The 24,206-nt window shown below is 63.2% G+C and carries 25 protein-coding genes; 17 read left to right on the plus strand and 8 right to left on the minus strand.

The window, feature by feature from the left end; genetic code table 11:
* The first annotated feature begins 1 nt into the window (after nt 1).
* Entirely contained in the window at nt 2-925 is a 924-nt protein-coding gene (locus GGR30_RS13135; protein WP_183486973.1) for a lysylphosphatidylglycerol synthase transmembrane domain-containing protein, read from the plus strand.
* Here the strand turns inward: GGR30_RS13135 and GGR30_RS13140 are convergent.
* Nucleotides 910-1,671 (minus strand): CDP-alcohol phosphatidyltransferase family protein, encoded by a 762-nt coding sequence (locus GGR30_RS13140; RefSeq protein WP_183486974.1) that lies wholly within the window; start codon nt 1,669-1,671, stop codon nt 910-912. The genes GGR30_RS13135 and GGR30_RS13140 overlap by 16 nt on opposite strands.
* A 61-nt stretch (nt 1,672-1,732) precedes the next feature.
* The gene (ribA, locus tag GGR30_RS13145; RefSeq protein WP_246413839.1) at nt 1,733-2,839 is read right to left on the minus strand and encodes a GTP cyclohydrolase II RibA; all 1,107 of its coding nucleotides are present in this window, start codon (nt 2,837-2,839) and stop codon (nt 1,733-1,735) included.
* Between the two features lie 227 nt (nt 2,840-3,066).
* Here ribA and GGR30_RS13150 point away from each other — a divergent pair, with 227 nt between their 5' ends.
* From GGR30_RS13150 to GGR30_RS13165, 4 genes are read left to right on the plus strand one after another with little or no spacing between them, the layout of a single operon-like run.
* The gene (locus tag GGR30_RS13150; RefSeq protein ID WP_183486975.1) at nt 3,067-4,065 is read left to right on the plus strand and encodes a zinc-dependent alcohol dehydrogenase; all 999 of its coding nucleotides are present in this window, start codon (nt 3,067-3,069) and stop codon (nt 4,063-4,065) included.
* 12 nt (nt 4,066-4,077) lie between these two features.
* On the plus strand, nt 4,078-4,476 hold the full coding sequence (locus GGR30_RS13155; RefSeq protein WP_183486976.1) for a 6-pyruvoyl trahydropterin synthase family protein: 399 nt from the start codon (nt 4,078-4,080) through the stop codon (nt 4,474-4,476).
* Entirely contained in the window at nt 4,473-5,510 is a 1,038-nt protein-coding gene (locus tag GGR30_RS13160) for a glycosyltransferase family 4 protein (RefSeq protein ID WP_183486978.1), read from the plus strand. The genes GGR30_RS13155 and GGR30_RS13160 overlap by 4 nt, the downstream gene beginning before the upstream one ends.
* Nucleotides 5,507-6,298 carry a methyltransferase domain-containing protein gene (locus GGR30_RS13165; RefSeq protein WP_183486980.1) on the plus strand — a complete coding sequence of 264 codons (792 nt, stop codon included), beginning with the start codon at nt 5,507-5,509 and terminating at the stop codon, nt 6,296-6,298. Before GGR30_RS13160 ends, GGR30_RS13165 begins: the two co-directional genes overlap by 4 nt.
* Here the strand turns inward: GGR30_RS13165 and GGR30_RS13170 are convergent.
* On the minus strand, nt 6,278-7,039 hold the full coding sequence (locus tag GGR30_RS13170) for a RibD family protein (RefSeq protein ID WP_183486982.1): 762 nt from the start codon (nt 7,037-7,039) through the stop codon (nt 6,278-6,280). The two genes, GGR30_RS13165 and GGR30_RS13170, sit on opposite strands and share 21 nt — an antisense overlap.
* A 3-nt stretch (nt 7,040-7,042) precedes the next feature.
* The gene (locus tag GGR30_RS13175; RefSeq protein WP_183486984.1) at nt 7,043-7,600 is read right to left on the minus strand and encodes a cytochrome b/b6 domain-containing protein; all 558 of its coding nucleotides are present in this window, start codon (nt 7,598-7,600) and stop codon (nt 7,043-7,045) included.
* A gap of 193 nt (nt 7,601-7,793) precedes the next feature.
* Here GGR30_RS13175 and GGR30_RS13180 point away from each other — a divergent pair, with 193 nt between their 5' ends.
* From GGR30_RS13180 to GGR30_RS13225, 10 genes are all read left to right on the plus strand, one after another.
* The gene (locus tag GGR30_RS13180; protein ID WP_183486987.1) at nt 7,794-8,678 is read left to right on the plus strand and encodes a PaaX family transcriptional regulator C-terminal domain-containing protein; all 885 of its coding nucleotides are present in this window, start codon (nt 7,794-7,796) and stop codon (nt 8,676-8,678) included.
* A gap of 297 nt (nt 8,679-8,975) precedes the next feature.
* Nucleotides 8,976-10,181, plus strand: a complete 1,206-nt coding sequence (pcaF, locus tag GGR30_RS13185; RefSeq protein WP_183486989.1) for a 3-oxoadipyl-CoA thiolase — start codon at nt 8,976-8,978, stop codon at nt 10,179-10,181.
* Between the two features lie 20 nt (nt 10,182-10,201).
* The gene (gene paaA / locus GGR30_RS13190) at nt 10,202-11,200 is read left to right on the plus strand and encodes a 1,2-phenylacetyl-CoA epoxidase subunit PaaA (protein ID WP_183486991.1); all 999 of its coding nucleotides are present in this window, start codon (nt 10,202-10,204) and stop codon (nt 11,198-11,200) included.
* A 29-nt stretch (nt 11,201-11,229) separates the two neighbouring features.
* Entirely contained in the window at nt 11,230-11,514 is a 285-nt protein-coding gene (paaB, locus tag GGR30_RS13195) for a 1,2-phenylacetyl-CoA epoxidase subunit PaaB (RefSeq protein WP_024708712.1), read from the plus strand.
* A gap of 38 nt (nt 11,515-11,552) precedes the next feature.
* Nucleotides 11,553-12,350, plus strand: coding sequence for a 1,2-phenylacetyl-CoA epoxidase subunit PaaC (paaC, locus tag GGR30_RS13200; RefSeq protein ID WP_183487130.1), 798 nt, complete (start codon nt 11,553-11,555; stop codon nt 12,348-12,350).
* A 38-nt stretch (nt 12,351-12,388) separates the two neighbouring features.
* Nucleotides 12,389-12,877 (plus strand): 1,2-phenylacetyl-CoA epoxidase subunit PaaD, encoded by a 489-nt coding sequence (gene paaD / locus GGR30_RS13205; RefSeq protein ID WP_246413868.1) that lies wholly within the window; start codon nt 12,389-12,391, stop codon nt 12,875-12,877.
* Between the two features lie 14 nt (nt 12,878-12,891).
* Complete coding sequence (gene paaE / locus GGR30_RS13210; protein WP_183486995.1) at nt 12,892-13,968, plus strand: 1,2-phenylacetyl-CoA epoxidase subunit PaaE; 1,077 nt, start codon at nt 12,892-12,894, stop codon at nt 13,966-13,968.
* Complete coding sequence (locus GGR30_RS13215; protein WP_183486997.1) at nt 13,958-14,728, plus strand: Phenylacetic acid catabolic protein; 771 nt, start codon at nt 13,958-13,960, stop codon at nt 14,726-14,728. The genes paaE and GGR30_RS13215 overlap by 11 nt, the downstream gene beginning before the upstream one ends.
* Nucleotides 14,729-14,794: 66 nt before the next feature.
* Nucleotides 14,795-16,876 carry a phenylacetic acid degradation bifunctional protein PaaZ gene (gene paaZ, locus GGR30_RS13220; protein ID WP_183486999.1) on the plus strand — a complete coding sequence of 694 codons (2,082 nt, stop codon included), beginning with the start codon at nt 14,795-14,797 and terminating at the stop codon, nt 16,874-16,876.
* A 3-nt stretch (nt 16,877-16,879) separates the two neighbouring features.
* Nucleotides 16,880-17,494, plus strand: a complete 615-nt coding sequence (locus tag GGR30_RS13225) for an acyltransferase (protein WP_183487001.1) — start codon at nt 16,880-16,882, stop codon at nt 17,492-17,494.
* A gap of 283 nt (nt 17,495-17,777) precedes the next feature.
* On the opposite strand, the gene GGR30_RS13230 is transcribed toward GGR30_RS13225, so the two are convergent.
* From GGR30_RS13230 to paaG, 4 genes are all read right to left on the minus strand, one after another.
* Complete coding sequence (locus tag GGR30_RS13230) at nt 17,778-18,377, minus strand: TetR/AcrR family transcriptional regulator (protein ID WP_183487003.1); 600 nt, start codon at nt 18,375-18,377, stop codon at nt 17,778-17,780.
* 90 nt (nt 18,378-18,467) lie between these two features.
* Nucleotides 18,468-19,784, minus strand: a complete 1,317-nt coding sequence (paaK, locus tag GGR30_RS13235) for a phenylacetate--CoA ligase PaaK (RefSeq protein WP_183487005.1) — start codon at nt 19,782-19,784, stop codon at nt 18,468-18,470.
* Between the two features lie 27 nt (nt 19,785-19,811).
* Nucleotides 19,812-20,258 carry a hydroxyphenylacetyl-CoA thioesterase PaaI gene (gene paaI / locus GGR30_RS13240; RefSeq protein WP_200336392.1) on the minus strand — a complete coding sequence of 149 codons (447 nt, stop codon included), beginning with the start codon at nt 20,256-20,258 and terminating at the stop codon, nt 19,812-19,814.
* A gap of 2 nt (nt 20,259-20,260) precedes the next feature.
* Nucleotides 20,261-21,055 (minus strand): 2-(1,2-epoxy-1,2-dihydrophenyl)acetyl-CoA isomerase PaaG, encoded by a 795-nt coding sequence (gene paaG, locus GGR30_RS13245; protein WP_183487008.1) that lies wholly within the window; start codon nt 21,053-21,055, stop codon nt 20,261-20,263.
* Nucleotides 21,056-21,154: 99 nt separating this feature from the next.
* On the opposite strand from paaG, the gene paaN reads away from it, so the two are divergent.
* A complete protein-coding gene (gene paaN, locus GGR30_RS13250) occupies nt 21,155-22,807 on the plus strand; it encodes a phenylacetic acid degradation protein PaaN (RefSeq protein ID WP_183487010.1) in 1,653 nt (550 codons plus the stop codon).
* 47 nt (nt 22,808-22,854) lie between these two features.
* Entirely contained in the window at nt 22,855-23,997 is a 1,143-nt protein-coding gene (locus GGR30_RS13255) for an ABC transporter substrate-binding protein (protein WP_183487012.1), read from the plus strand.
* The last annotated feature ends 209 nt before the right edge of the window (nt 23,998-24,206 follow it).

The raw sequence follows: 24,206 nt of genomic DNA on the forward strand, positions 1-24,206 counted from the left end.
GTTGTCCGCATATGGTGTCCTTGCTGTGGTCTTCTGTCTGGCGATCATTGCCGGACTGGTGGTCGCTGTCGACCCCGCCGAAATCGCGGCGGCATTCGAGAATGTATCCCTGGGGCCTGTTGTCGCCGCTCTTGCCATCGTGCAGCTTCAGGTCCTGCTCTCGGCGCTGCGCTGGCGGTTCACGGCAGGCCGGCTTGGCCACGCCATCTCCGCCGGGCTTGCTGTTCGCGAATACTACATCGCCAGCTTCGTCAACCAGACCCTGCCGGGCGGCATGGCGGGTGATGCTGTGAGGGCCTATCGCGCCCGCACGCAAGAGGGCTGGAAGCGGCCGGCGGCGGCAATCGTCCTGGAGCGGTTCTCAGGCCAGATCGCGTTCTTTCTGGTGGCGGGTGCCGGGCTCTTCGTCTGGCCGCTCGTGCTGGCCGAGCGTCTGCCATCCGGCTTCTACCGGCTTGTTCTCATCTGCGTCGGCATTCTGGCGGTCGCGGTCGTTCTTGGCCTTGCGATCGCGCGTGGCAGGCTTCTGGCGCGGTTCGATACCCTCAAGCCCGACCTTGCCGCCGTTTTCTGGCGGCGCGGCGCTTTCGCAATCCAGTCCGGCCTGAGCATGCTGACGGTTTTCTCCTATATCGCCGTCTTCATGATCGCCGCTTATGCCACCGGCGCTCCCCTTCCGCCTGTTGCCGCGATCACGGTCATTCCGCTCTGCCTGATGACAATGCTGATCCCGGCGGGCGTCGGCGGCTGGGGCACGCGCGAGGCGGCCGCCGCGGCCCTCTGGCCGCTCTTTGGGCTGACGAGCGCCGAGGGGCTTTCGGCAAGCCTGCTTTACGGCCTCCTCTCGCTTCTGGGCGTTGCGCCGCAGGGACTTGTCTTCCTGGCGGCAGCGCTCAGGCGCCGTCGCGGTCATGATGCCCGATGACGCTGCCGGACGAGATAGACGATATCGACGCCGAAAGAATAGGTGATCAGAATAAGGGCGACTGCGGCAACCGCTGTCGAGGCTGGCGGCGTGATGACCGGCAACAGCAGGATGCAGAGTGCTGCCACCTGAACGACGCAGACCAGCTTGCGCCGGAAGGACGGCGGCAGAGGGCGTTCGAGGAAGGGCAGGCCGAGTTGTGCCAGCACGAAGACGTAGCGCATCAGCCCGATCGCCAGCACCCAGACGCCGGCCTTTCCAAGCAGGAACGCCGCTAGCGAAAGCAGCAGGATCAGGAATGCATCGATTTCCATGTCGAAGCGCGTGCCGAGCGCAGACTGAAGACCGGTGCGCCGGGCCAGATAGCCATCCACGCCGTCAAGGGCGAGCGCGACGATGACGAGAAGGAAAAGGGTGTAAAGCTCCGCCAGATCGGCAAGGTTGCCGAACAGTATCGCCGCGCCGATAAAACTCGCCATGGCCGCCCGGATGGCGGTGATGATATTGGCCGCGCCGAAGCGCGCATGAGGGTGTCCGGGCAGCGCGCGGACAACCAGTGCGAAGACGGCAAGCAGCAGCAGTGCCGCAGCAATCACGGCATCCGGTCCCGTTTCAAGCAGCGTGGCCAGCGTCGCGAAGGCCGCAAGCGAAACAAGGTAAACGGCCAAGAGCGTTGGCAGCGTGCTCTTCAGGAGACGATGCTCCCGAGATAGCGCCGTGCCGTGGTCGCTTGACTGAGCGGCCATACGGAATCTGCGTAATGATGTTCGCCCGGTGGTCGGCGGCTCAAGCGTGCTCATGCGTCCTCTATCCGGCGGCAATCAGTTTTTCGAGTTCCAGCGTATGGCCGGCGCGCAAGGTCTTGGTTCTCAGATAGTTCACATTGTCGGGCGTCACCGTGCCGGTCACGCGGACATGGCCTGCTACATCAATGCCGTTTGCGCGCAATCCGTCAATCTTGGTCGGATTGTTGGTGTGAAGGATGACACGGGAAATTCCGAGAAGGCCAAGCATGGCGGCGGCCGCCTCGTACCGGCGGTGGTCGCTTGCAAGCCCGAGCTCCGCATCGGCGTCGATCGTGTCCAGACCCTGGTGCTGGTAACCGTAAGCCCGCATCTTGGCTCCGATGCCGGTGCCCCGTCCCTCCTGATCGAGATAGACCAGAACCCCGCCGCCTGCGGCCTTCAGTTGGGCAAGGCCGTTTCTGAGCTGGTCGCCGCAATCGCATTTCAACGATCCGCAGAGGTCGCCAGTGATGCAGGATGAATGGATTCGAGCCGGGACGGGACGGGACAGGTCCGGATTGCCGACAATGATGGCGATCTGATCTTTCTGCGCCAGCCCGCCACGGAAGACGGCGAAGTCAGCATCGCCGATGTCCTTGAGCGGGACGCGCGTGCGCACTACCTGCTGGAAATGCTGCCGCGCGATGATGCTCGCCTTCAGTTGCGCTACGTCAAGGCTCTGACAGGCGGCAAAGCGATTGTCGTCGGCATCGATCTCATGGGCCACCATGGCGGGCAGCAACAGGGCCAGTCGCGCCAGCTCCGCCGTGGCCGCCACAAGCGGGTCGGCGGCCTCCCAGAGCACGGGCCTTTCAGCGCCAAGCGCATAGGCAAGGCGCGAGGCATCATCGAAGCTTCTGCCCGCAAGCGGTACGGCAATGCCGCAAACGGTGCCGATGCCAAGCCTGCCGGCGCGCTCTTCCGTCAGGTAGAGGCTGTGACGGTTGTCAGTGGCGCGGGCAAACTGGTCGAACAGAGAGGGCGAGACGCAGTCGAGCGCGAGCGTTGCGATCCGCCGGTCGCAGTCGCGCATGATCACGGGACGGCCAAAGCGCAATTCCGCGACCGCACGCTCCACCTCCATTTGAGGCGAGACGGATTGAAAGTCGAAACATTGCTCGTTCTTCATGGCAATCTCCTCCGTGCGGCTTGTCTGCCCTTTCGCCGGCCAAAAGGCGGTCACGGGCGATCCGGACTATCCGAATGTCTGTACTAGAGAACGTTTCCTCTTCCCAAGTGGTTCAGTCTGCTGCAGAAAAAACAGGAATTGAAGCGCAACTTCGCGTGATCCGGAACAAAGATCGCGTCGTTGACGTCTTGGGGCGACAGAAATTCCAGTGCGGCAGGGAGAAGGAATTGTCGAAAAATGCATCGACGAACAGGTCGGGCGCACGACTTGAGGCGAGGGCCTTGTGGTTTCCCGAGGCCGGGCGCTGCGCTCTACTGAGTGAGGATCTTGCAGGCCCCGGCGCAGACGAGGCGCTCGTCGAAACGCTTTTTTCCGGAATCAGCCGGGGAACCGAAAACCTCGTTTTCTCCGGCAAGGTGCCCGACAGCGAGCGGCAGCGCATGCGCGGGCCCAACATGGCGGGTGATTTCTCCTTTCCGGTGAAATACGGCTACGCCGCTGTAGGTCGAGTGCGGGAAGGCCCGGAGGAGCTGATTGGAAGGCACGTCTTCTGCCTTCACCCGCATCAGGACTGGTTCGTGGCTCCCGCCGCGATGCTCTCGCCCTTGCCCAGCGGTCTGCCGCCGGCGCGCGCGGTTCTCGCCGCCAATATGGAGACCGCGCTCAACATTGTCTGGGATGCTGGCATTCAGCCGGGCGATACGGTCGCCGTCTTCGGCGCGGGCACGGTCGGTGCGCTCGTCGCCTTTCTGGCGGCATCCATTCCGGCCACCGAGACCACGCTGATTGATCCCAACGCGAAGCGCGCGACACTGGGGGAGCGGCTGGGCCTCTCCTTCAGCGCCAGCCGATATGAAGGGCCTTTCGACGTGGCCATCAATGTTTCCGGCTCGGACAAGGCGCTCGCGACGGCGATCGAGGCTGCCGGCAAGCAGGCGCGGATCGTTGAGGCAAGCTGGCATGGTTCGGGCAAGGCCTCCATTCCGCTCGGCGGTGCGTTTCATGCACAGAGGCTCGAAATTGTCAGCTCGCAGGTCGGCTCGCTTCCCGCAAATCATCGCGCGCGCTGGACATTCGCGCGGCGCATGGGGAAGGCACTTCAACTTCTTGCCGATGACCGCCTTGACGCGCTGATTTCGGGCGACACTTCATTTGAGGAGATCGAGGCCGCCTATCCCGGCATACTGTCCTCGCCCGACACACTCTGCCACCGCATTCGCTACTGAGGAAAAGCCTAAATGTTTGCAGTCGAGGTTCGCGATCACATCATGATCGCCCATTCCCTTCCCCGCCCGGTCTTCGGTCCGGCTCAGGCCATGCATGGCGCGACTTTCGTGACCGATGCGGCCTTCTTCACGGCCGATCTGGATGAGGACGGGCTGGCGGTCGATATCGGCGCCGCGACCACGGTTCTGGGCGAGGTGCTGAAACCGCTCAATTACCAGAACCTCGACGAGCTTGAGGCTTTCAAGGGCAAGGTGACCACGACGGAGGTGATCGCCAAATATATCTTCGACCGGCTGGCCGAGGCTGTTGCCGAGGGCCGGCTCGGGCCGGGCAGCAACAGGATCTGCAAGATCCGCGTCACCCTGCACGAAAGCCACGCCGCACGCGGCTGGTATGAGGCTGAGCTTTGAGGCTGGTCTTCGCCTATCCCGGCAACCTTGCGCTTCGCACCGGCGGCTACGGCTATGATCGGCGGCTGATCGCAGCGCTTGAGGACGAGGGATGGCAGGTCGATCTCCTGCCGCTCGGCGACGGTTTTCCCGATGCGGATGCGGTTGCCACGGACAGGGCGGAAGCGGCGCTGTCAGCGCTTCCCGATGGCGCGCTGGTGATGATCGACGGCCTTGCCTTCGGTATTCTCGACGGCTTTGCCGCGCGGGAAGGCGGGCGGCTCGAACTGGTCGCGCTGGTGCATCATCCGCTCGCGCTCGAGACCGGGCTCTCGCCGGAGCGGTCGGAGATCTTGCGCAAGAGCGAGACCCGCGCTCTGGAACATGCCCGCCATGTCGTCGTCACCTCGCCGGAAACCGCGCGGGAACTGACGGCCGGTTTTGCCGTTGCGCCAGAGAGGATCACGGTCGCCGTTCCGGGAACCGATCCGGCACCTGAGGCCAGGGGAAGCGGCGGGAAGCCGCATATCCTGTCCATCGGCTCGCTGACCCCGCGCAAGGGCCACGGCATTCTCGTTGCCGCGCTGAAGATGGTCGAAGACCTCGACTGGACAGCAACGATTGCCGGAAGCCGCGATCTGGATCCCGCAACGTCGAAGACGATAGAACGGCAGATCGGCGAGGCGGGACTTGCCGATCGGATCACGCTTTCGGGCGCGGTCGATGACACCCGCCCGCTTTACGCCGGAGCCGATCTGTTTGCCCTTGCCAGCCGCTATGAGGGGTATGGCATGGTCTTCGCCGAGGCCCTTGCATGCGGACTTCCCGTTGTCGCCTGCCGCGCGGGCGCGGTGCCCGACGTGGTGCCGGAAAGTGCCGGCGTGCTGGTGCCAGTAGATGATGCCGCAGCCTTTGCCGAGGCCTTGCGGAACTTTCTTTCGAACCCGGATCTGCGGCGCCTGAAGGCAGCCGGTGCGCGAGAGGCGGGCGCCAGGCTTCACGACTGGCATGAGACTGGCCGGACCGTTTCGAAAATGCTGAAGGAGATCGCATGAGCTTCGACGCCGACTGGCTCACCCTGCGCGAACCGGCCGACAGGGCCGCCCGTGACCGGGGCCTGATGGATGAGTTCACCGGGCATATTGGGCGGATCAGCTCGCCGCTCATCATCGATATCGGTTGCGGAACCGGCTCGACGCTCAGAAGCCTGTCGGATGTCATGCCCCCAGACGCCAGATGGTTGCTGGCCGATAATGATCCGCTGCTGCTGGACGAGGCGGAACGACGAAGCGGGGGCGCGGCGCATATCTCCTTCCAGAGGCTGGATCTGAACGATCTTGGCGGGTTGCCGCTTCAAGAGGCCGCCATGGTAAGCGCTTCGGCATTGTTCGACCTTTGCTCGGAGGCCTTCTCGGCTGCTTTCGCCGGAAAGCTTGCCGACCGGTCTGTCGGACTTTATGCCGCGCTCAATTACGATGGCCGGATCGTATGGTCGTTGTCCCATCCGCTGGATGACGTGGTGGTTGCCGCCTTCAACCGGCATCAGCAGACCGACAAGGGGTTTGGCGTCGCGCTTGGCCCGGCGGCTGCCGGGCGGCTTGCCTCGCTCTTCTCGGGTCGCGGCTTTCGAGTTTCAACGGCGGACAGTTCCTGGCGTCTCTCAGGGGAAAACGCGGCTCTTCAACGCGCCTTCATAGAGGGCTTCCGTCAGCCGCTTCAAGAAATCGGCGGGCTGACATCGGGCGATATCGAGGACTGGATCGCCTTCCGTCTCGCGGTGATGGAAGAGCCCGGCAGCCTGTGCACGGTGGGCCATGCCGATCTACTCGCCCTGCCTTCCTGAAAGCGCGCAATCAAACAGGATATCGCTGCCGAGGCTGTAGACATCTGCCGGCGGACGCAGAGCGTCGGCAAGGCGGGCAATCGGAGGAAGGTTGATGCCGCTTGGTCCTGCGCCGATGATCAGCGGCGAGATCGCGACATGCAGCCGGTCGACCTGACCTTCCTCGATGAAGCGGGCAATTGTGCGTGATCCGCCTTCCACGAGAAGGCGGCTGAGGCCACGATCAGCAAGCGCGCTGACGATGGCGGCGGTCGCGAGGCCGTTCTCGGAGAGCGGCAGGCGCAGGATCGTGGCGTTCGGCAGAGCGCGTTCGGCGGCGGCCGTGCTCTCGATCACGATCACCGGCGTGCCGCCGTCGTGAAACAGGCCCTCGCTGCCCTCAAGTCCACCATGACAATCGATCACCACGCGAACTGGTGACGGTCCGTCGACAAGCCGCACGGAAAGACGCGGATTGTCGGCCTTGACCGTGTTGAGGCCAACGATGACGGCATCGACCAGCGCCCGGCAGCGGTGCAGATGGGCAAGACCGTCCGGTCCGGAAATATCCTTGGCATCGCCGGCGGCCGTTGCGATCCGCCCGTCGAGCGATTGACCGACCTGGGCAAGCACGAATGATCCGCGCGCGCCGGCAATTCTGCCGTAAAGCGCCATTGCCGGATTGTCGTCTGATGCAGCAACGCCATCTCGCATGGCAAGCAGAGGCGCCCAGGCGGCATCGCTCATATCGACTGTCCGCATGCCCTAAAGGATCCGGTAAAGAGTAAAGTCGCGGCGGATCACATGATGCATCAGCACCGCGCCCAAATGGAGCACAAAAAGGACGGCGAGGATCCACGCGCTTGCCAGATGGATGCCCGAAAGCGTCCAGGCGATGTCAGGCGCCTTGCCGATCGGACTCCAGATCGGCAGCACGCCGAACCAGCTGAAGGGAAAGCCATGGGCGTTTGTGGCGAGAAATCCGCTGAGCGGCATGATGATCAGAAAGAGGTAGAAGAGCCCGTGGACGGAGGCTGCGGCGATCCGCTCGATCCGTGGTCCGTCTTCTTCGGGCTTTCGCGTCAGAAGCCGGTTGCCGACCCTCAATAGCATCAGCCAGAGCACCAGAAAGCCGAGGCTTTCATGGATCATGTAGAAATCGAGCGAGACCTCGTTCTTCACGAATTTGATGACCATGCCGAGCGGCCATGTCAGAAGCACCAGAACGGCGATCAGCCAGTGCAGGATGCGCGATGTCGCCGGATAGCGCTCGACATTGATGGCAAGCCTTGACGTGGCGCCCGGCCCTGAATTTTCGCTCACACTCTTCTCCCGATCCGCAGGGCGTCAGAAACGCCGCGTTTGAACGATCACCATTACGCCGCAACGATAGCAGCGGATTGCAAAAGCGCAAATCCTGCCGCGCGGCGTCACTGGCGATCGATGCGGGCTCGGCCTATAAGGAGCCAGACAAGCGACGAAATGATGTGAGACGGGCCTAATGCGGCAGAGAAATATGGAAAGAGCATCGCTTCGCCATGAGAACGGCACAACGGCGGTCCGGGAATTTCTGGGTGGAAGCAGTCCGCGGGCAAGCGGCTTCATCGTAACGCTTTACGGCGATGTCGCGGCCCCGCGCGGCGGCACGTTGTGGATGGGCACGCTGATCGAAAGTTGTGCCGCGCAGGGTATTTCCGAAAGCCTGGTGCGCACCGCGGTCTCTCGGCTCGTCGAAAATGGCCGGCTCGTCGGCGACCGGATCGGGCGCAAGAGCTATTACCGGCTGACCAAGCCGGCCGAGAAGGAGTTTTCCGGGGCTGCCGAACTCCTCTATTCGCCGCCGCCGCCGCCCGAACGCTTCCTGCTGGCGCTCGGCGCACGCGATTTGCCGGAGGGTTGGGCCAGGATTGGTCCGGAAGCGGCGCTTTCGCCGGAGGGGACGCAAAAGCCCTCCAATTGCGCGGTGTTCACGGCAAACGATCTTGTCGGGGTCGAACATCTGCCTGATTTCGTCGGCCGGTTCTGGCCGCTGGATGCGGTCGAAACGGCCTATCGCGACTTCGTCGAGACGTTTTCTCCTCTGGAGGCTGCGCTTGAAGAGGGGGGGGCGCTTGATGGCGCGACGGCGCTGGCGCTGAGATTGAGGCTTGTCCATCACTTCCGCGCCGCAGCCCTTGCCGATCCGCGCCTGCCGGCGGTCGCATTGCCGAAAGGCTGGCCCGCGGGCGCGGCGCGCCTGCTCTTTGTTTCGCTCTATCTGAAGGTCAGCGCTTCCGCCGACCGTCATATCGGCCTCGCCTTCCAGAATAGCGACGGGTTTTTGCCGGAGCGCACGGAGACGACGGCTTTTCGTCTTGAAGCCCTGCACGGCGAGGTCGCCAGGCAAGACGAGGGCGATTGAGCTGGAAGGCGCACGCAAGGCTCTGAACCGGAGCCGATCCGGCGCGAAGCTCTGGACGCAAGGAAATCAGCCAACATTAAATGTAATAAAATCAGATATATGTCCATTTTTACGATTAAAACATCACACAAAAATGCACAAAGACCTTTTTGCGTGATGTTTAATGCGCTATATAAGTGACCGATCGGTCGGCGAATTGAGGGTTCCCGGCTGAAATTCGGGGAGATGGTCTGAAGGTCCGTCACCCGTATCTGGTTTATGCGGCAGCCACGCGCTGCTGGCGAAGGAGGAGCATTCATGGCGCAAGCCTTTATCTGCGATGGAATCCGCACGCCTGTGGGCCGCTATGGCGGCGCGCTGTCGGCCGTGCGCGCCGATGATCTGGCGGCCGTTCCGCTTTCCGCATTGCAGGAGAGAAACGGCAAGGTCGACTGGGAAAGCGTCGATGACGTCATCATCGGTTGCGCCAATCAGGCGGGCGAAGACAATCGCAATGTGGCGCGCATGGCGGTGCTGCTCTCCGGCCTGCCGGAAGGCGTGCCGGGCACCACGGTCAACCGGCTCTGCGGTTCCGGCATGGATGCGATCGGCCTTGCCGCGCGCACGATCCGCGCCGGCGACGGCGCCCTGATGATTGCCGGCGGCGTGGAAAGCATGAGCCGCGCGCCCTTCGTCATGGGCAAGGCGGAAACGGCCTTTTCCCGCAAGGCGGAAATCTACGACACCACCATCGGCTGGCGCTTCAAGAACAGGAAGTTCCACAGCGCCTTCGGCACCCACTCCATGCCGGAAACCGCCGACAATGTTGCCGCAGAGTACAACATTTCGCGCGAGGATCAGGACCGGTTCGCGGCCATGAGCCAGGCGCGCTGGAAGGCGGCCCAGGACGCCGGCGTCTATGCCGACGAAATCGTCCCGGTCACCATTCCCCAGCGCAAGGGCGATCCGGTTGTCGTCGATACCGACGAGCATCCGCGCCCGGGCACCACGGCCGAGGTTCTGGCCAAGCTGAAGGGCGTCAACGCGCCGGAGCTTTCCGTCACCGCCGGCAACGCGTCCGGCGTCAATGACGGCGCTGCCGGGCTGCTGATCGCTTCGGAAGAGGCGGCAAGCGCGAACGGTCTTACCCCGAAGGCGCGGATCGTTGCCATGGCTGCTGCAGGCGTCGCCCCGCGCGTCATGGGCATCGGCCCGGTTCCGGCCACGCGCAAGGTGCTGAAGCTTGCCGGTCTTTCGCTTTCCGACATGGACGTGATCGAGCTCAACGAGGCCTTTGCCGCGCAAAGCCTTGCGGTGCTGCGCGAACTCGGCCTGCCCGACGACGCGGCCCATGTGAACGCCAATGGCGGCGCGATCGCCATCGGCCATCCGCTTGGCATGTCCGGCGCCCGCCTGGTGCTGACGGCCGCAAACCAGCTTCACCGCACCGGCGGACGTTATGCGCTTTGCACCATGTGCGTCGGCGTCGGCCAGGGCATCGCCATGATTATCGAACGGATCTGACCAAGGAGGCCTTGAGAGCCATGTATGCACAGATGGTAAAATCGGAAGGCATGAAATCCCGCGAAGAGATGTCGCCGGAGGAACAGGCCTTCCAGGAGCGGATCGACAACGGCGAGAAGATCGAGCCGAAGGACTGGATGCCCGAGGGCTACCGCAAGACCCTGGTGCGCCAGATCGGCCAGCATGCCCATTCGGAAATCGTCGGTCAGCTTCCCGAAGGCAACTGGATCACCCGCGCGCCCTCGCTGGAGCGCAAGGCAATCCTGCTCGCCAAAGTTCAGGACGAGGCCGGCCACGGGCTCTACCTCTATTCGGCCGCCGAAACGCTCGGCGTCTCGCGCGACGATCTGATGGAAAAGCTCCATGACGGGCGGATGAAATATTCCTCGATCTTCAACTACCCGACGCTGAACTGGGCCGATATGGGCGCGGTCGGCTGGCTGGTCGATGGGGCTGCGATCATGAACCAGGTGCCGCTGCAGCGCACCTCTTTCGGGCCCTATTCGCGGGCGATGATCCGCATCTGCAAGGAGGAGAGCTTCCACCAGCGCCAGGGCTATTCGATCATGATGAAGATGGCCTTCGGCACGCCGGAGCAGAAGGAGATGGCGCAGGATGCGCTCAACCGCTTCTGGTACCCGTCGCTGATGATGTTCGGCCCGTCCGACAAGGATTCGGTGCATTCCGCCCAGTCGATGGCGTGGAAGATCAAGATCAACACCAATGACGAGTTGCGCCAGAAATTCGTCGACCAGACGGTGCCGCAGGCGAAATATCTGGGCCTTTCGATCCCGGACGAGAACCTTGCCTGGAACGAGGAGAAGGGCGGCTACGACTTCTCCGAGCCGGACTGGTCGGAATTCTTCGAGGTGATCAAGGGCAATGGCCCGTGCAACCGCGAACGCATCGAAGCCCGCCGCAAGGCCTGGGACGAAGGCGAATGGTTCCGCGACGGGCTTGCCGCCCACGGCGAAAAGGAAGCGCGACGCGCAAAAGCGCCGGTCGCAGCCGCAGAATAAGCGCACAGCGTTTCTCAAGGGAGGAAAACATGTCCAAGGAATGGCCGCTCTACGAAGTCTTCATTCGGGGTCAGCACGGTCTGAACCACCGCCATGTCGGCAGCCTGCACGCGCCGGACGCCGAAATGGCGATCCGCCACGCCCGTGACGTCTACACCCGCCGCAAGGAGGGCGTGTCGATCTGGGTGGTGAAGTCGAACGACATCACCGCGTCCTCGCCGTCGGAAAAGGGCCCGCTCTTCGATCCGGCCGAAAGCAAGGCCTATCGTCATCCGACCTTCTTCGACATTCCGGAAGAAGTGGGGCATATGTGATGACGGCGACCGTTCAGCATACGGGCAATGTCACGCCGATGCCGGTGTCGACGACGCCCGATCCCTTCATCGGCGACGAAGCCCTGCGCCCGGCCTTCTTCGAATGGCTCTGTCGCCTCGGCGATTCGACGCTGGTGCTCGGCCACCGCGTTTCCGAATGGTGCGGCCATGCGCCGGTGCTCGAGGAAGATATCGCCTTCGCCAATACCGCGCTCGATCTCATCGGCCATACGCAGATGTGGCTGGGGCTTGCCGGCGAGGTGGAAGGCGAGGGCCGCAGCGCCGATAATCTCGCTTACCTGCGTGACGCGGCAAAGTTCCGCAACCTCTTGATCACCGAACTGCCGAAGGGCGACATGGGCGTCACCGTGATGCGCCAGTTCCTGTTTGATGCCTGGCATTTCGCCCTGCTGAAGCAGCTCACGGGCTCGAAAAGCCCGCGCGTTGCCGAAATCGCGGCAAAGGCGGTCAAGGAAGCGGCCTATCATTTCGAGCGTTCCGCCGATCTGGTGATCCGGCTTGGCGACGGGACCGAGGAAAGCCACCGCCGCATGCAGGACGCGCTTGATTACCTCTGGGCTTACACAGGCGAAATGTTCATCACCGACGATATCGACCGTCAGGTGGCGGACGCCGGCATTGCGCCGGCCCCCGATGCGCTGAAGGCCGAATGGGACCGCACACTGGCATCCGTCTTCTCCGAAGCGACGCTGACGAAGCCGGAAGAGGGGTATGCCCATACCGGCGGCAAGACCGGGCGGCATACGGAGCATCTGGGTTTCATCCTTGCCGAGCTGCAATTCCTGCAGCGCGCCTACCCGGGAGCGGAATGGTGAGCGCTGCAACCGCCGTTCTGCCCTCGCCGGAAGAGGTGATGGCCTGGCTTTCCGAAGTGCCCGATCCCGAAATCCCGGTGATCTCGATCACCGAGCTCGGCATCGTGCGCAAGGTCGGCCATGACGGCGGCACACTGGTTGTCACCGTGACGCCCACCTATTCCGGCTGCCCGGCCGTATCGCTGATCAATCTGGAAATCGAGGCCAAGCTCCTGGAGAAGGGCGTCGAGGATTTCCGGATCGAGCAACAGCTTTCCCCGCCCTGGACGACGGATCTTCTGTCCGAGGCGGCACGGGAGAAGCTCAGGGACTATGGCATTGCCCCGCCGATCGACGGCACGGCGGCCGATGGACGGCTTGTCGCCCGCGCGGCCCGGCTTTCCGGCCGCTCAAATCTCGTCATTGCCTGTCCGCGCTGCGGCTCGGGCAATACGGAGCGCGTTTCCCAGTTCGGCTCGACTCCCTGCAAGGCGTCATACCGCTGCAAGGACTGTCTGGAGCCGTTCGATTATTTCAAGTGTATCTGAGGAGGAGTGATCAGATGGCACGGTTTCATCCGCTGGAAGTGACTGACATTCGCCGCGAAACGGCCGATGCGGTGGTGCTCACGCTGAAGCCCCGCGACGAGGATGCGGGCGCCTTCGGCTTTACCCAGGGTCAGTATCTGACCTTCCGTCGCCAGTTCGACGGCGAGGAGGTGCGCCGGTCCTATTCGATCTGCGCGGGTCTCGACGAGGGCTGCCTCAAGGTCGGCGTCAAACGCGTGGAAGGCGGCGCCTTTTCCACCTTCGCCAATGAAGAGCTGAAGCCCGGCGACGTGATCGAAGCGATGCCGCCCATGGGCAAGTTCTTCACGCCGCTCGACGCAGATGTGAGCAAGGACTATCTCGGCTTTGCCGGCGGCTCCGGCATCACGCCGCTGCTCTCGATCGTCAAGACGGTGCTGGCCCGCGAGCCGCAGTCGCGCTTCACGCTGGTCTATGCCAACCGCCAGATCAAGTCGATCATGTTCCGCGAGGAGCTGGAAGACCTGAAGAACACCTATCTCGGCCGTCTTTCCGTCATCCATGTTCTGGAATCCGACAGCCAGGAGATCGACCTCTTCACCGGCCGGATCGACGCGGAAAAGCTCGAAGCCTTCTTCAATCTCTGGATCGATCTTCCCGCCGTCGACACCGCCTTCATCTGCGGGCCGGAGCCGATGATGCTGACCATTGCCGCGGCGCTGAAGAAGCACGGCATGAAGGACGAGCAGATCAAGTTCGAACTGTTCGCCTCCTCCCAGCCGGGCCGGGCCAAGCAGAAAGTGGTGTCCAAGGCCGCCGCGACCGCGGGCGAGAGCGTCGAAATCCAGCTTACGCTCGACGGCACGACGCGCTCCTTCACCATGCCGCGCGACGGCACGGCGGTGCTCGATGCCGCCCTCGCTCACGATATCGACGCGCCCTATTCCTGCAAGGGCGGCATCTGCTCGACCTGCCGGGCCAAGGTTGTCGAGGGCGAGGTCGAGATGATCACCAACCACGCGCTCGAAGATTATGAAGTGCGCGCCGGCTATGTGCTCTCCTGCCAGTGCCTGCCGCTCTCGGAAAAGGTGGTGATCAGCTATGACGAATGACATGTCGATTGCCGATTATCTGGCCGAAGGCGGCAAGCTGTCCTCCCCGGACAATGCCCCGCCGCTCTACCGCGCCGAACTGATGCGGATGATGTCCTCCTTTGTGGACAGCGAACTGGCGGGCTCTGCGGGCTTTGCCGCCGCCATCAACTGGGCGCCCGGCATCGCCGAGCGCATCGCCGCCAGCCGGATCGTGCTGGAAAAGGCCGATCATGCCGAGCGCGTGCTCGATCTGATGGGCGATTTCGGAACCGATACCGCGCTCTATAACCGCGCCCATAGCTGGGCGGCGCGCCTTCCCCGCGATGCCGTGGTCGACACGCGTCGGATGGGCGGGGACATGCGGCTTTCCGTCTTCCACTATCCCTTCGAGGACTGGACGGATGCCGTGGTGATGAACGTGCTGATGGGTCTTGCGACGGTCATTCAGCTCGAGGAAATGACCCACGCCTCCTACACGCCCTATGCCGAGGTGATCCGCTCTGTCCTGCCGCGCGAGAAGCGGCATATGGAGCTTGGGCTTGAAGGACTGAAGAAGCTCGCCGCAACCGATGAAGGCCGTGGGGCCGCGCAGGCAGCGGTCGCCTATTGGCATCCGCGTGTTGCCGACACCTTCGGCCCGGCGGTCTCCGAACGCTTCGCCCGGCTTTCGCGCTTTGGCCTGCGCCACAGCGAAAACGAGGCGCTCAGGACCCGCTGGCGGGCCGACGCCGGAAGCGCACTTGAGGACTGCGGGCTGAAGACGCCCGTCGCGGCCTGACCTGCAACATTTTGAGGCCCTGTCTGTCCGGAAAGTCCGACAGGGCCGACGAGGAAGGATATCCCCATGACTGAGACGGCCGCACGCCGCCTTGAGAGCTATGTGCTCGGCTCCTGGCAGACGGGATCGGGCGCTGGCAAGCCGCTGGCCCACGCCGCAACCGGAGAAACAATCGCGTTCATCGGTTCTGACGGACTGAATTTCGCCGATGCGCTGGCCTATGGCCGCGAGAAGGGCGGCCGGGCGCTTCGGGCGATGACCATCCACGAGCGCGCGCTGATGCTGAAAGCGATCGGCATGGCGCTGATGGAGCGCAAGGAAGAGTTTTACGTCGAAAACACCTGGACCGGCGCCACGCGCCGCGATGGCTGGGTCGATATCGAGGGCGGCATCGGCACGCTTTTGACCTTCGCGTCCAAGGCACGACGCGAGCTGCCGAACACGAAAGTCCTGAGCGAGGGCGATGTCGAGCCGCTGTCGAAGGATGGCAGCTTTGCCGGCCGGCATATCCTGACGCCGATGAAGGGCATCGCAATCCACATCAACGCCTTCAACTTCCCCGTCTGGGGCATGCTGGAGAAGATTGCACCGGCGCTGATCGCCGGCATGCCGTGCCTGGTCAAGCCCGCGTCGCAGACGGCCTATCTCACCGAGCGCGTCACCCGCGCCATCATTGACACCGGGTTTCTGCCGGACGGCGCGCTGCAGCTTGTCTGCGGCAGTGCCGGCGACATGCTCGATCATGTCACCGGCCAGGATGTCGTCACCTTCACCGGTTCAGCGACGACGGGCCGCAAGCTGAAGACCGGAAAGGCGATCGTCGAAAACGCCGTGCGCTTCAACATGGAAGCCGACAGTCTCAATGCCGCGATCCTCGGGGCCGATTCCGGGCCGGGCACGCCGGAATTCGATCTCTTCATCCGCGAGGCGGCCAATGAAATGACCTCCAAGGCCGGGCAGAAATGCACCGCCATCCGCCGCATCATCGTGCCGCGCGTTCATGAACAGGCCGTGGTCGAGGCGCTTTCCGAAAGGCTTTCCAAGGCGACGATCGGTCTGCCGGACGACGAGAATGCCCGCATGGGCGCGCTGGTGTCGCTGTCGGATCGCGACGGCGTGCGCGAGAAGATCGCGGCCCTTCTCGGCGATAGCGAGATCGTCCATGGCGATCCCGATCACGTGGCGCTCGTCTCAGGCGATGCGGAAAAGGGCGCTTTCATGAGCCCCGTGCTTCTTCGTTGTGCGAAGCCGTTTGATGCCAGGGCCGTGCATGATGTCGAGGCTTTCGGGCCGGTCGCGACCGTCATGGCCTATGACGACGCGGCGGAAGCGGTGGCGTTGGCCGAGCGCGGCAAGGGTTCTCTGGTCTCCTCGCTCTTCACCAATGACGGCGGCATTGCCGCCGAGATCGTCACCGGTCTTGCCGCCCATCACGGCCGCGTCATGATCGGCAATCGCGGTTCGGCGAAGTCTTCGACCGGCCACGGTTCGCCGCTGGCGCCGCTGATCCATGGCGGCCCGGGCCGCGCCGGCGGCGGCGAGGAAATGGGCGGCATGCGCGGGGTCAAGCATTTCATGCAGCGCACCGCCGTGCAGGGCACACCCGACATGCTGACCGCGATCACCGGCGAATGGGTCGATGGCGCGGAAAGCCGGAGCGGCAAGCACCCCTTCCGCAAATCGCTGGCGGAACTGAAGATCGGCGACCAGATCGTGACGGAGACCCGCACGGTCACGCGCGAGGACGTCGAGCATTTCGCCGAGTTCACCGGCGACACCTTCTACGCCCATATGGACAGCGATGCGGCGAAGGCCAACCCCTTCTTCGAGGACCGGGTCGCGCATGGCTATCTGATCGCCTCGTTTGCCGCCGGCCTGTTCGTCGATCCTGATCCGGGTCCGGTCCTTGCCAATTACGGCGTCGATAATCTGCGCTTTCTGACGCCGGTCTATTTCGGCGATACGCTGAAGGTGCGGCTGACCTGCAAGGCGATCAATCCGCGCGAGAATGCCGGCCACGGCGAGGTGCGCTGGGATTGCCGCGTCACCAACCAGAAGGACGAGGTCGTCGCGCAATATGACGTCCTGACCATGGTCGCGAAAACCTGGCCGCTTTCCGCCGAAGCGCTTGATCAGATGGCGGGCTGAGCGATGGCCGTCTACGCCTATGACGATATCGTTCCGGTCATCGACCGGGACGCCTATGTCCACCCGGATGCCATTCTGATCGGCGATGTGATCGTCGGTCCGCAATGCTTTGTCGGCGCGGGCGCGGTGCTGCGCGGGGATTTCGGCCGGATCGAGATGCATGAGGGTTCCAACATCCAGGAGACCTGCGTCTGCCATTCCTTCCCCGACCGCGACGTCGTGGTCGAACGTTACGGCCATGTCGGCCACGGCGCGGTGCTGCATGGCTGCCGCGTCGGCGAAAACGCCATGGTCGGCATGAATGCCGTGGTCATGGACGAGGTGGTGATCGGCAGGAACGCTATCATCGGCGCCATGGCCTTCGTCAAGCAGGGCTTCGTCGTGCCGGACGGGATGCTCGCCCACGGCAATCCGGCCCGCGTCATCCGCCCGCTGACGGATGAGGAGATCGCCTGGAAGCGCGGCGGCACGGATATCTACCGCCAGCTCGCCTTCGAAGCGGCCGGCAGGTCGCGACCCGCCGAGCCGTTGTCACAGGTGGAGCCAGGCCGTCGCCGGATCGAGGCGCCGGGCTATGATCCGCTGATGTTTGCGCGGGTGGGTGGCGGCAAGGATTGAACAGCGTTCGGATCGTGTGAGAGGCATCCCTAGCCCAACCATCGGGATTCAATCTCCCCCCTTGAGGGGGAGATGCCCCGCCAGGGGCAGAGGGGGGTGAACCCTTTCCGAGAGCACGGAGCAGACGGCTTATGCCCCATACCCCTCTCTGTCGCGTTCGCGACATCTCCCCCTCAAGGGGGGAGATTGTTTGGTGCAAAGCGACCTCGCTTCACTCGGCGCATTCTTGAAAAGGGGTCTTGGCAAACACGGCTTCGGTGCAGTGTCGCGCCTTCCATACCCTTTACCGAACCGCCTTCACACCTTCCAGAAGCAGCGTTGTCGCCATTTCGGCATAGTCCTCGCGGGTGATCTTGCCGCCTTCGCGGAACCACATATAGACCCAGTTCATCATGCCGAAGAGCGACATGGTGACCGGCATCAGCAGCGGGCGCTCCGGGCGGTCGAGCTCGGGATGGATTTCGCGGATGACGGCGGAAAACCGGCCGACAATGCTGCGTTCCAGCGCGCGGATCTGCTTGGTCTGTTCGGGGGAAAGGGCGGGCGCGGCATTGAGCTGCACCTTGTGCTGGTCGTCGGCGCCGCGATATTCGTTCAGCACCGTCATCACCAGTTTTTCCAGCCTGGCCTTGTGTTCGAGCCCCGGGTCGTCGGCTTCCGCGAGCGCTGCATCGAGCGCCTCCAGATGCGAGGCGATGATGGCGAAGATCAACGCCTCCTTGGAGGGGTAATAGTGGTAAAGCAGCGCCTTCGACACGCCGGCCTCGCGCGCGATCTGCGACATCGAGGCCTTTTCCATGCCCTGCGTGGCGAACACATGGGCGGCGTTCAAAAGCAGGCCGTGCCGCTTTTCCTCGAAATCATTGGCCCGTGTTCTCGCCATGGTCTTTCCAGAAAATCCTGATGATGGGGTAAAAAGGGGCATTTTCGCCCCTTTTAGCATTGTCTAATCAATTGACCAACCGGCCGGTGATTATTTCGGACGATTGTCGACCACGCGCTTGGCCTTGCCTTCCGAACGGGCAACGCTTTCCGGATCGCGAATGTCGATCTTCGTCGAAACGCCGATTACCGACTTGATGTGATGTGCAAGCTCCTTCGCCGAGGCCAGCCGGGCTTCCGCCGAGGACTGGTCGGGCGTGCACTCCACATGCACGGTCATCACGTCCATGCGGTCCTTGCGGGTCAGCTCGATCTGGAAATGCGGGGCGAGGCCGTCGCATTTCAGGATCATCTCCTCGATCTGGGTCGGGAAGACATTGACGCCGCGCAGGATGATCATGTCGTCGGAACGGCCGGTGATCTTCTCGATGCGGCGCATGGAGCGCGCTGTGCCGGGCAGGATGCGGGTGAGGTCGCGGGTGCGGTAGCGCACCATCGGCAGGCCTTCCTTGGTCAGCGTGGTGAAGACAAGCTCGCCCATCTCGCCGTCGGGAAGCACCTCGCCGGTCTGCGGGTCGATGATTTCCGGATAGAAATGGTCTTCCCAGACATGCAGCCCGTCCTTGGTCTCCACGCATTCATTGGCGACGCCGGGACCCATGATTTCCGACAGGCCGTAAATGTCGACGGCGTGCATGTCGAAGGCATCCTCGATTTCGGCCCGCATCGCGTTGGTCCACGGCTCTGCGCCGAATATGCCGACCTTCAGCGAGCTTTCGCGCGGATCGATGCCCTGGCGGCGGAACTCATCGAGGATCGACAGCATGTAGGACGGGGTGACCATGATGATCTGCGGCTTGAAGTCGCTCATCAGCGTCACCTGGCGCTCGGTCATGCCGCCGGAGATCGGCACCACGGTGCAGCCGAGGCGTTCGGCGCCGTAATGCGCGCCAAGGCCGCCGGTAAACAGGCCATAGCCATAGGCTACATGACAGATATCGCCGGCGCGACCGCCGGACGCCCTTATCGAGCGGGCCACGACATCGGCCCAGACATCGATATCGTTCTTGGTATAGCCAACAACGGTCGGGCGCCCGGTGGTGCCGGAGGAGGCGTGTACACGGGCAAGCTTCTCGCGCGGAACGGCGAACATGCCGAAGGGGTAGGTGTCGCGCAGGTCCGTCTTCACCGTGAAGGGGAATTTCGAAAGGTCCGACAGCGTCTTGAAATCGGACGGGTGCACGCCGTTTTCATCGAAGCGCTTGCGGTAGAAGGGCGAGTTCTCATAGGCGTGGTTCAGCGACCAGGCCATGCGCTTTTGCTGAAGCGCGGAAATCTCGTCGCGGCTTGCCACCTCGATCGGATCGAGGATCTCGCGGGACGGTTTCAGGTTGTTGATGGCGTTCATGTCTTCCTCCTCGAAAACGGCTGCCGATCAGGCGGGCAGCAGCGTGCCGTTGACTGTGCGCGAATGGCCACGGAATTCGGCGATCACCGTTCCGTCCTCCCGTGTCACGCTTATATCATAGATGCCGGACCGGCCCCTGCGCGAAACCTCGCGCGCGCATGCCGTCAGGCGGTCGCCGAGCGCGCCCGGCGCGGTATAGGTAATGGAGCAGTGCTGGGCGACGGTCAGCTGGTTGTAGGTGTTGCAGGCAAAGGCAAAGGCGCTGTCGGCAAGGGTGAACAGATAGCCGCCATGGGCGTTGCCGTGGCCATTGGTCATCGTCTCCGTCAGCGTCATGGAAAGCGTCGCCTCGCCCGGCGCGATATGCTCGATCGTCATGCCGAGGTGCCGCGAGGCGTTGTCGTCGTTCCACATGGCCTTGGCACAGGCTTCGGCCAGTTCCTGCGGGCTCATCGCGTTGATCGTTGCGTCCATGCTCATTTTCCCTTGAAGACCGGCGCGCGCTTTTCGAGGAAAGCGGTCACGCCTTCGGCATAATCATCCGTGCGACCCGCCTCGCGCTGGCAGTCGCGCTCCATGTCCAGATGGGTGGAAAGGTCGTGTTCGGAGGCGGCCTGGATCAGCCTTTTGGTCAGTCCAAGACCCTTCGTCGGGCCACCCGCGAGCCTGGTTGCAAGGCCGCTCGCCTCTTCCATCAGCTTTTCGTCTTCGACGGCCTTCCAGATCAGGCCCCAGTCTTCCGCCTTCTCGGCGATAAGCGGCTCGGCGGTCATCGCCAGCGCCTTGGCGCGCGGCTCGCCGAGCGCGCGCGTCAGCGACCAACTGCCGCCGGCATCGGGGATGAGACCGATCTTGGAAAAGGCCTGAATGAATTTCGCGGATTTGGCGGCAAACACGATATCGCAGGCAAAGGCGATATTGGCGCCGGCGCCAGCCGCCACGCCGTTGACGGCGGCAATCACCGGCTTTTCCAGGGAGCGGATCAGCCTGAGCGTCGGATTGTAATAGGTCTCAAGCGTTTCGCCGAGGTCCGGCTTTTCCGTCATCTTGCGCGGATCGCGGTCGCCGAGGTCCTGGCCGGCGGAGAAGGCGCGGCCGGCGCCGGTCAGAAGAACGGCGCGAATGTCCGCTTCGTCATGGGCGCGCTGCAGCGCTGCCCGCAAAGCAAGGTGCATATCGACATTGAAGGAATTCAGCTTGTCGGGACGGTTGAGCGTTACGCCCAACACGCCGTCTTTCAACGTGACGAGCACGGTTTGATTATCGGTCATTCTTGCCTCCCGTCGCGCTCTCCTCAAGCGCGGTTGATAATTGTTGTTGCATAAACCGTCCGGTCGGTCAATAATAGTCTCCAGAATTTGGGAGGAGACATGACGAACCTATACGATCGCCATTCCGCGCTGCTGGCGCGGGCGGTGGAAGCGCTGCGGACCCGCGCCTTCTGGACGCCGTTTCCGGAAGTGCCGTCGGGCAAGGTCTATGGCGAAACCGCCAAGGCGGACGGTATTGCCGCCTTCGAAGGGCTTGTCGGCAATGCTTTCGATATGCCGGGCCATCCCGAGACGCGCCGCGTTGGCCGCGAGAACGCGCCATGGGGCAAGAGCCTTTCCATCACCTATCCTGCCGCCGATCCCGCAACGCTGATCGCGGCCTCCGAAAAGGCCGCCGAGCCCTGGGCCTCCGCCGATCCGGAAACCCGCGCCGGCATTCTTCTGGAGGCGCTCACCCGCCTCAACGCCATGAGCTTCCTCATCGGCCACGCCACCATGCACACCACCGGTCAGGCCTTTCCCATGGCCTTCCAGGCGGGCGGTCCGCATGCGCAGGATCGCGGACTTGAGGCGGTTGCCGCGGCCTATGCGGAAATGACCGGCAGCGCCACCGCCGCCACATGGGAAAAGCCGCAGGGCAAGCGCGACCCGATCACGCTGGAAAAGCGCTGGCGCATCGTTCCGCGCGGCCTGTCGCTGATGATCGGTTGCCAGACTTTCCCGAACTGGAACGGCTATCCGGGCCTGTTCGCCAGCCTTGCCACCGGCAATACGGCGATCGTCAAGCCACATCCGGGCGCAATCCTGCCACTGGCGCTCACCGTCAAGGTGCTGCGCGAGGTTTTGACCGAGGAAGGCTTCCCGGCTGATGTCGTGCTGCTCGCCGCAGATGAGCCGGGCGCGGAAGTGACCAAGAAACTGATCGAAACCCATGCGTTTTCGATCATCGACTATACCGGCTCCTCCGTCTTTGCCGCATGGCTGCGGAAGAATGCCGGCAGCGCCCTCGTCTTCACCGAAGAGACCGGCGTCAACTCGATCACCATCACCGGCACGGATGACTTTGCCGGCATGTGCGACAATATCGCCTTTTCGCTGTCGCTCTATTCCGGCCAGATGTGCACCTCGCCGCAGAACCTCTATCTGCCGAAGGACGGGATCGAGACGGACGAAGGTGCCAAGAGTTTCGATGACGTCGTCAGCGGCATTGTTGACGCCATCGACCGGCTGCTTTCGGACGGCGCGCAGGCCTCTTCCATCTGCGGCGCGATCGCCAATGCCGCGACCTTTGCGCGCGTCGAAAAGGCCCGTCAGGCCGGCCGCGTCGTGCGCGAGAGCCGCGAGACCGGGCTTGGCGCCTCGGCGACACCGCTTCTGGTGGTCGCCGATGACCGTGAAGGCGGCCTTGAGCGCGACGAATGCTTCGGGCCGGTGTCCTTCTTCATCGCCTGCGATGATGCGCATGACGCCATCGCCAGGGCGTCTGCCATTGCGGCGGAAAAGGGCGCGATCACGGCGGCGCTCTACGCTACCGACGGCGCGCTGATCGAGGAGGCCGCAAACGCCTTTTCGAAGGCCGGCGTCAATCTCTCGGTGAACCTCACCGGCAATATCTATGTCAATCAGTCGGCGGCTTTCTCGGACTATCATGTCACGGGAGCGAACCCTTCGGGCAATGCAAGCCTCACCGATACGGCCTTTGTCGCGCCGCGTTTCCGGCGCGTCATGATCCGCTGGCCCAGAGCCGCTTGAGAGGCGGCCTGACAGCTCGTTTTGGATAAATCAGGGAGGAGAATCCAATGAAATTGATGACAACAACGGCACTGGCGATGCTCGCCACGCTCGGTCTTGCAACGGCCGCAAGCGCCGAGATCAAGCTCGGCGCCAGCCTTTCGGCTACGGGTCCTGCCGCCTTTCTTGGCGATCCGGAAGCCAAGACCATCGAAATGCTGGTCGAGGAACTGAACGCCAATGGCGGCATCAACGGCGAAAAGATCAACCTAACGCTTTATGATGACGGCGGCGATCCGAACAAGGCGCGCACCTTCGCCACCCGTCTGATCGAGGATGACGAAGTGGTCGCCATCATCGGCGGCACCACCACCGGCACCTCGATGTCGATCCTGTCGGTTGCCGAAGACGAAGGCATTCCCTTCATCTCGCTCGCCGGCGCGCTGCAGATCATCGATCCGGTCAAGGACTATGTCTTCAAGACGCCGCATACCGACCGCATGGCCTGCGAGAAGATCTTCGACAACATGCAGAAGAATGGCATCACCAAGATCGGCATGATCTCCGGCACGGACGGCTTCGGCGCATCGATGCAGGCCCAGTGCAAGGACGTTGCCGGCGGCTATGACATCGAGATCCTCGCCGACGAGATCTATGGCCCGAGCGACGCCGACATGACGCCGCAGCTCACCAAGATCAAGAACACCGAGGGCGTTGAGGCGATCCTCAACCCGGGCTTCGGCCAGGGCCCGGCGATCGTCACCCGCAATGCCAGCCAGCTCGGCATCGACCTGCCGCTCTACCAGAGCCACGGCGTGGCTTCCGACAGCTTCATCGAGCTGGTCGGGCCGGAAGCCTCCGAGGGCGTGCGCCTGCCGGGCACCGCACTTCTGATCGCCGACATTCTGCCGGAAGACGATATCCAGCGTGACGTCGTCATGAACTACAAGACGGCCTACGAGGAAAAGTACAACCAGAACGTCTCGACCTTCGGCGGCTATGCCAATGACGCCTTCCTGCTGATGGTCAACGCCATGACCGAAGCCGGCGGCGAAGACCCCGACGCCATCCGTGACGCGCTGGAAGCCACCGACGGTCTCGTCGGCACCACCGGCGTCTACACCATGGGTCCGGACAATCACCTCGGCCTCGACCTTTCCGCCTTCCGCATGCTCGAAATCGAGAATGGCGGCTGGACGTCGATCGACTGACGTTTTGAAAGACACCCCGCGCTCTTGACGGGTGCGGGATCGGGCTAGCGTTAAAGCCTGTTGCAGGCAAATGGCGTTTGCCTCCCCATTCTCCGTCACCCCGGACTTGATCCGGGGTCCAGGGCGACAAAACACCTTTGTATCAGGACCTTGATTTGATGGTCTTCGATATCTGGCCCTGGATGCCGGCTCAAGGCCGGCATGACGGA

This window comes from Martelella radicis, from assembly GCF_014196625.1.
Lineage (GTDB): Bacteria > Pseudomonadota > Alphaproteobacteria > Rhizobiales > Rhizobiaceae > Martelella > Martelella radicis.

What these genes read in the sequence shown, in the direction of transcription:
- GGR30_RS13140 (WP_183486974.1), bottom strand. Translation starts at nt 1,671, where the DNA reads ATGGCCGCTCAGTCAAGCGACCACGGCACGGCGCTATCTCGGGAGCAT.
- ribA (WP_246413839.1), bottom strand. Translation starts at nt 2,839, where the DNA reads ATGAAGAACGAGCAATGTTTCGACTTTCAATCCGTCTCGCCTCAAATG.
- GGR30_RS13155 (WP_183486976.1), top strand. Translation starts at nt 4,078, where the DNA reads ATGTTTGCAGTCGAGGTTCGCGATCACATCATGATCGCCCATTCCCTT.
- GGR30_RS13165 (WP_183486980.1), top strand. Translation starts at nt 5,507, where the DNA reads ATGAGCTTCGACGCCGACTGGCTCACCCTGCGCGAACCGGCCGACAGG.
- GGR30_RS13170 (WP_183486982.1), bottom strand. Translation starts at nt 7,039, where the DNA reads ATGCGGACAGTCGATATGAGCGATGCCGCCTGGGCGCCTCTGCTTGCC.
- GGR30_RS13180 (WP_183486987.1), top strand. Translation starts at nt 7,794, where the DNA reads ATGGAAAGAGCATCGCTTCGCCATGAGAACGGCACAACGGCGGTCCGG.
- pcaF (WP_183486989.1), top strand. Translation starts at nt 8,976, where the DNA reads ATGGCGCAAGCCTTTATCTGCGATGGAATCCGCACGCCTGTGGGCCGC.
- paaA (WP_183486991.1), top strand. Translation starts at nt 10,202, where the DNA reads ATGTATGCACAGATGGTAAAATCGGAAGGCATGAAATCCCGCGAAGAG.
- paaB (WP_024708712.1), top strand. Translation starts at nt 11,230, where the DNA reads ATGTCCAAGGAATGGCCGCTCTACGAAGTCTTCATTCGGGGTCAGCAC.
- paaC (WP_183487130.1), top strand. Translation starts at nt 11,553, where the DNA reads ATGCCGGTGTCGACGACGCCCGATCCCTTCATCGGCGACGAAGCCCTG.
- paaD (WP_246413868.1), top strand. Translation starts at nt 12,389, where the DNA reads ATGGCCTGGCTTTCCGAAGTGCCCGATCCCGAAATCCCGGTGATCTCG.
- paaE (WP_183486995.1), top strand. Translation starts at nt 12,892, where the DNA reads ATGGCACGGTTTCATCCGCTGGAAGTGACTGACATTCGCCGCGAAACG.
- GGR30_RS13215 (WP_183486997.1), top strand. Translation starts at nt 13,958, where the DNA reads ATGACGAATGACATGTCGATTGCCGATTATCTGGCCGAAGGCGGCAAG.
- paaZ (WP_183486999.1), top strand. Translation starts at nt 14,795, where the DNA reads ATGACTGAGACGGCCGCACGCCGCCTTGAGAGCTATGTGCTCGGCTCC.
- GGR30_RS13225 (WP_183487001.1), top strand. Translation starts at nt 16,880, where the DNA reads ATGGCCGTCTACGCCTATGACGATATCGTTCCGGTCATCGACCGGGAC.
- GGR30_RS13230 (WP_183487003.1), bottom strand. Translation starts at nt 18,377, where the DNA reads ATGGCGAGAACACGGGCCAATGATTTCGAGGAAAAGCGGCACGGCCTG.
- paaK (WP_183487005.1), bottom strand. Translation starts at nt 19,784, where the DNA reads ATGAACGCCATCAACAACCTGAAACCGTCCCGCGAGATCCTCGATCCG.
- paaI (WP_200336392.1), bottom strand. Translation starts at nt 20,258, where the DNA reads ATGGACGCAACGATCAACGCGATGAGCCCGCAGGAACTGGCCGAAGCC.
- paaG (WP_183487008.1), bottom strand. Translation starts at nt 21,055, where the DNA reads ATGACCGATAATCAAACCGTGCTCGTCACGTTGAAAGACGGCGTGTTG.
- paaN (WP_183487010.1), top strand. Translation starts at nt 21,155, where the DNA reads ATGACGAACCTATACGATCGCCATTCCGCGCTGCTGGCGCGGGCGGTG.
- GGR30_RS13255 (WP_183487012.1), top strand. Translation starts at nt 22,855, where the DNA reads ATGAAATTGATGACAACAACGGCACTGGCGATGCTCGCCACGCTCGGT.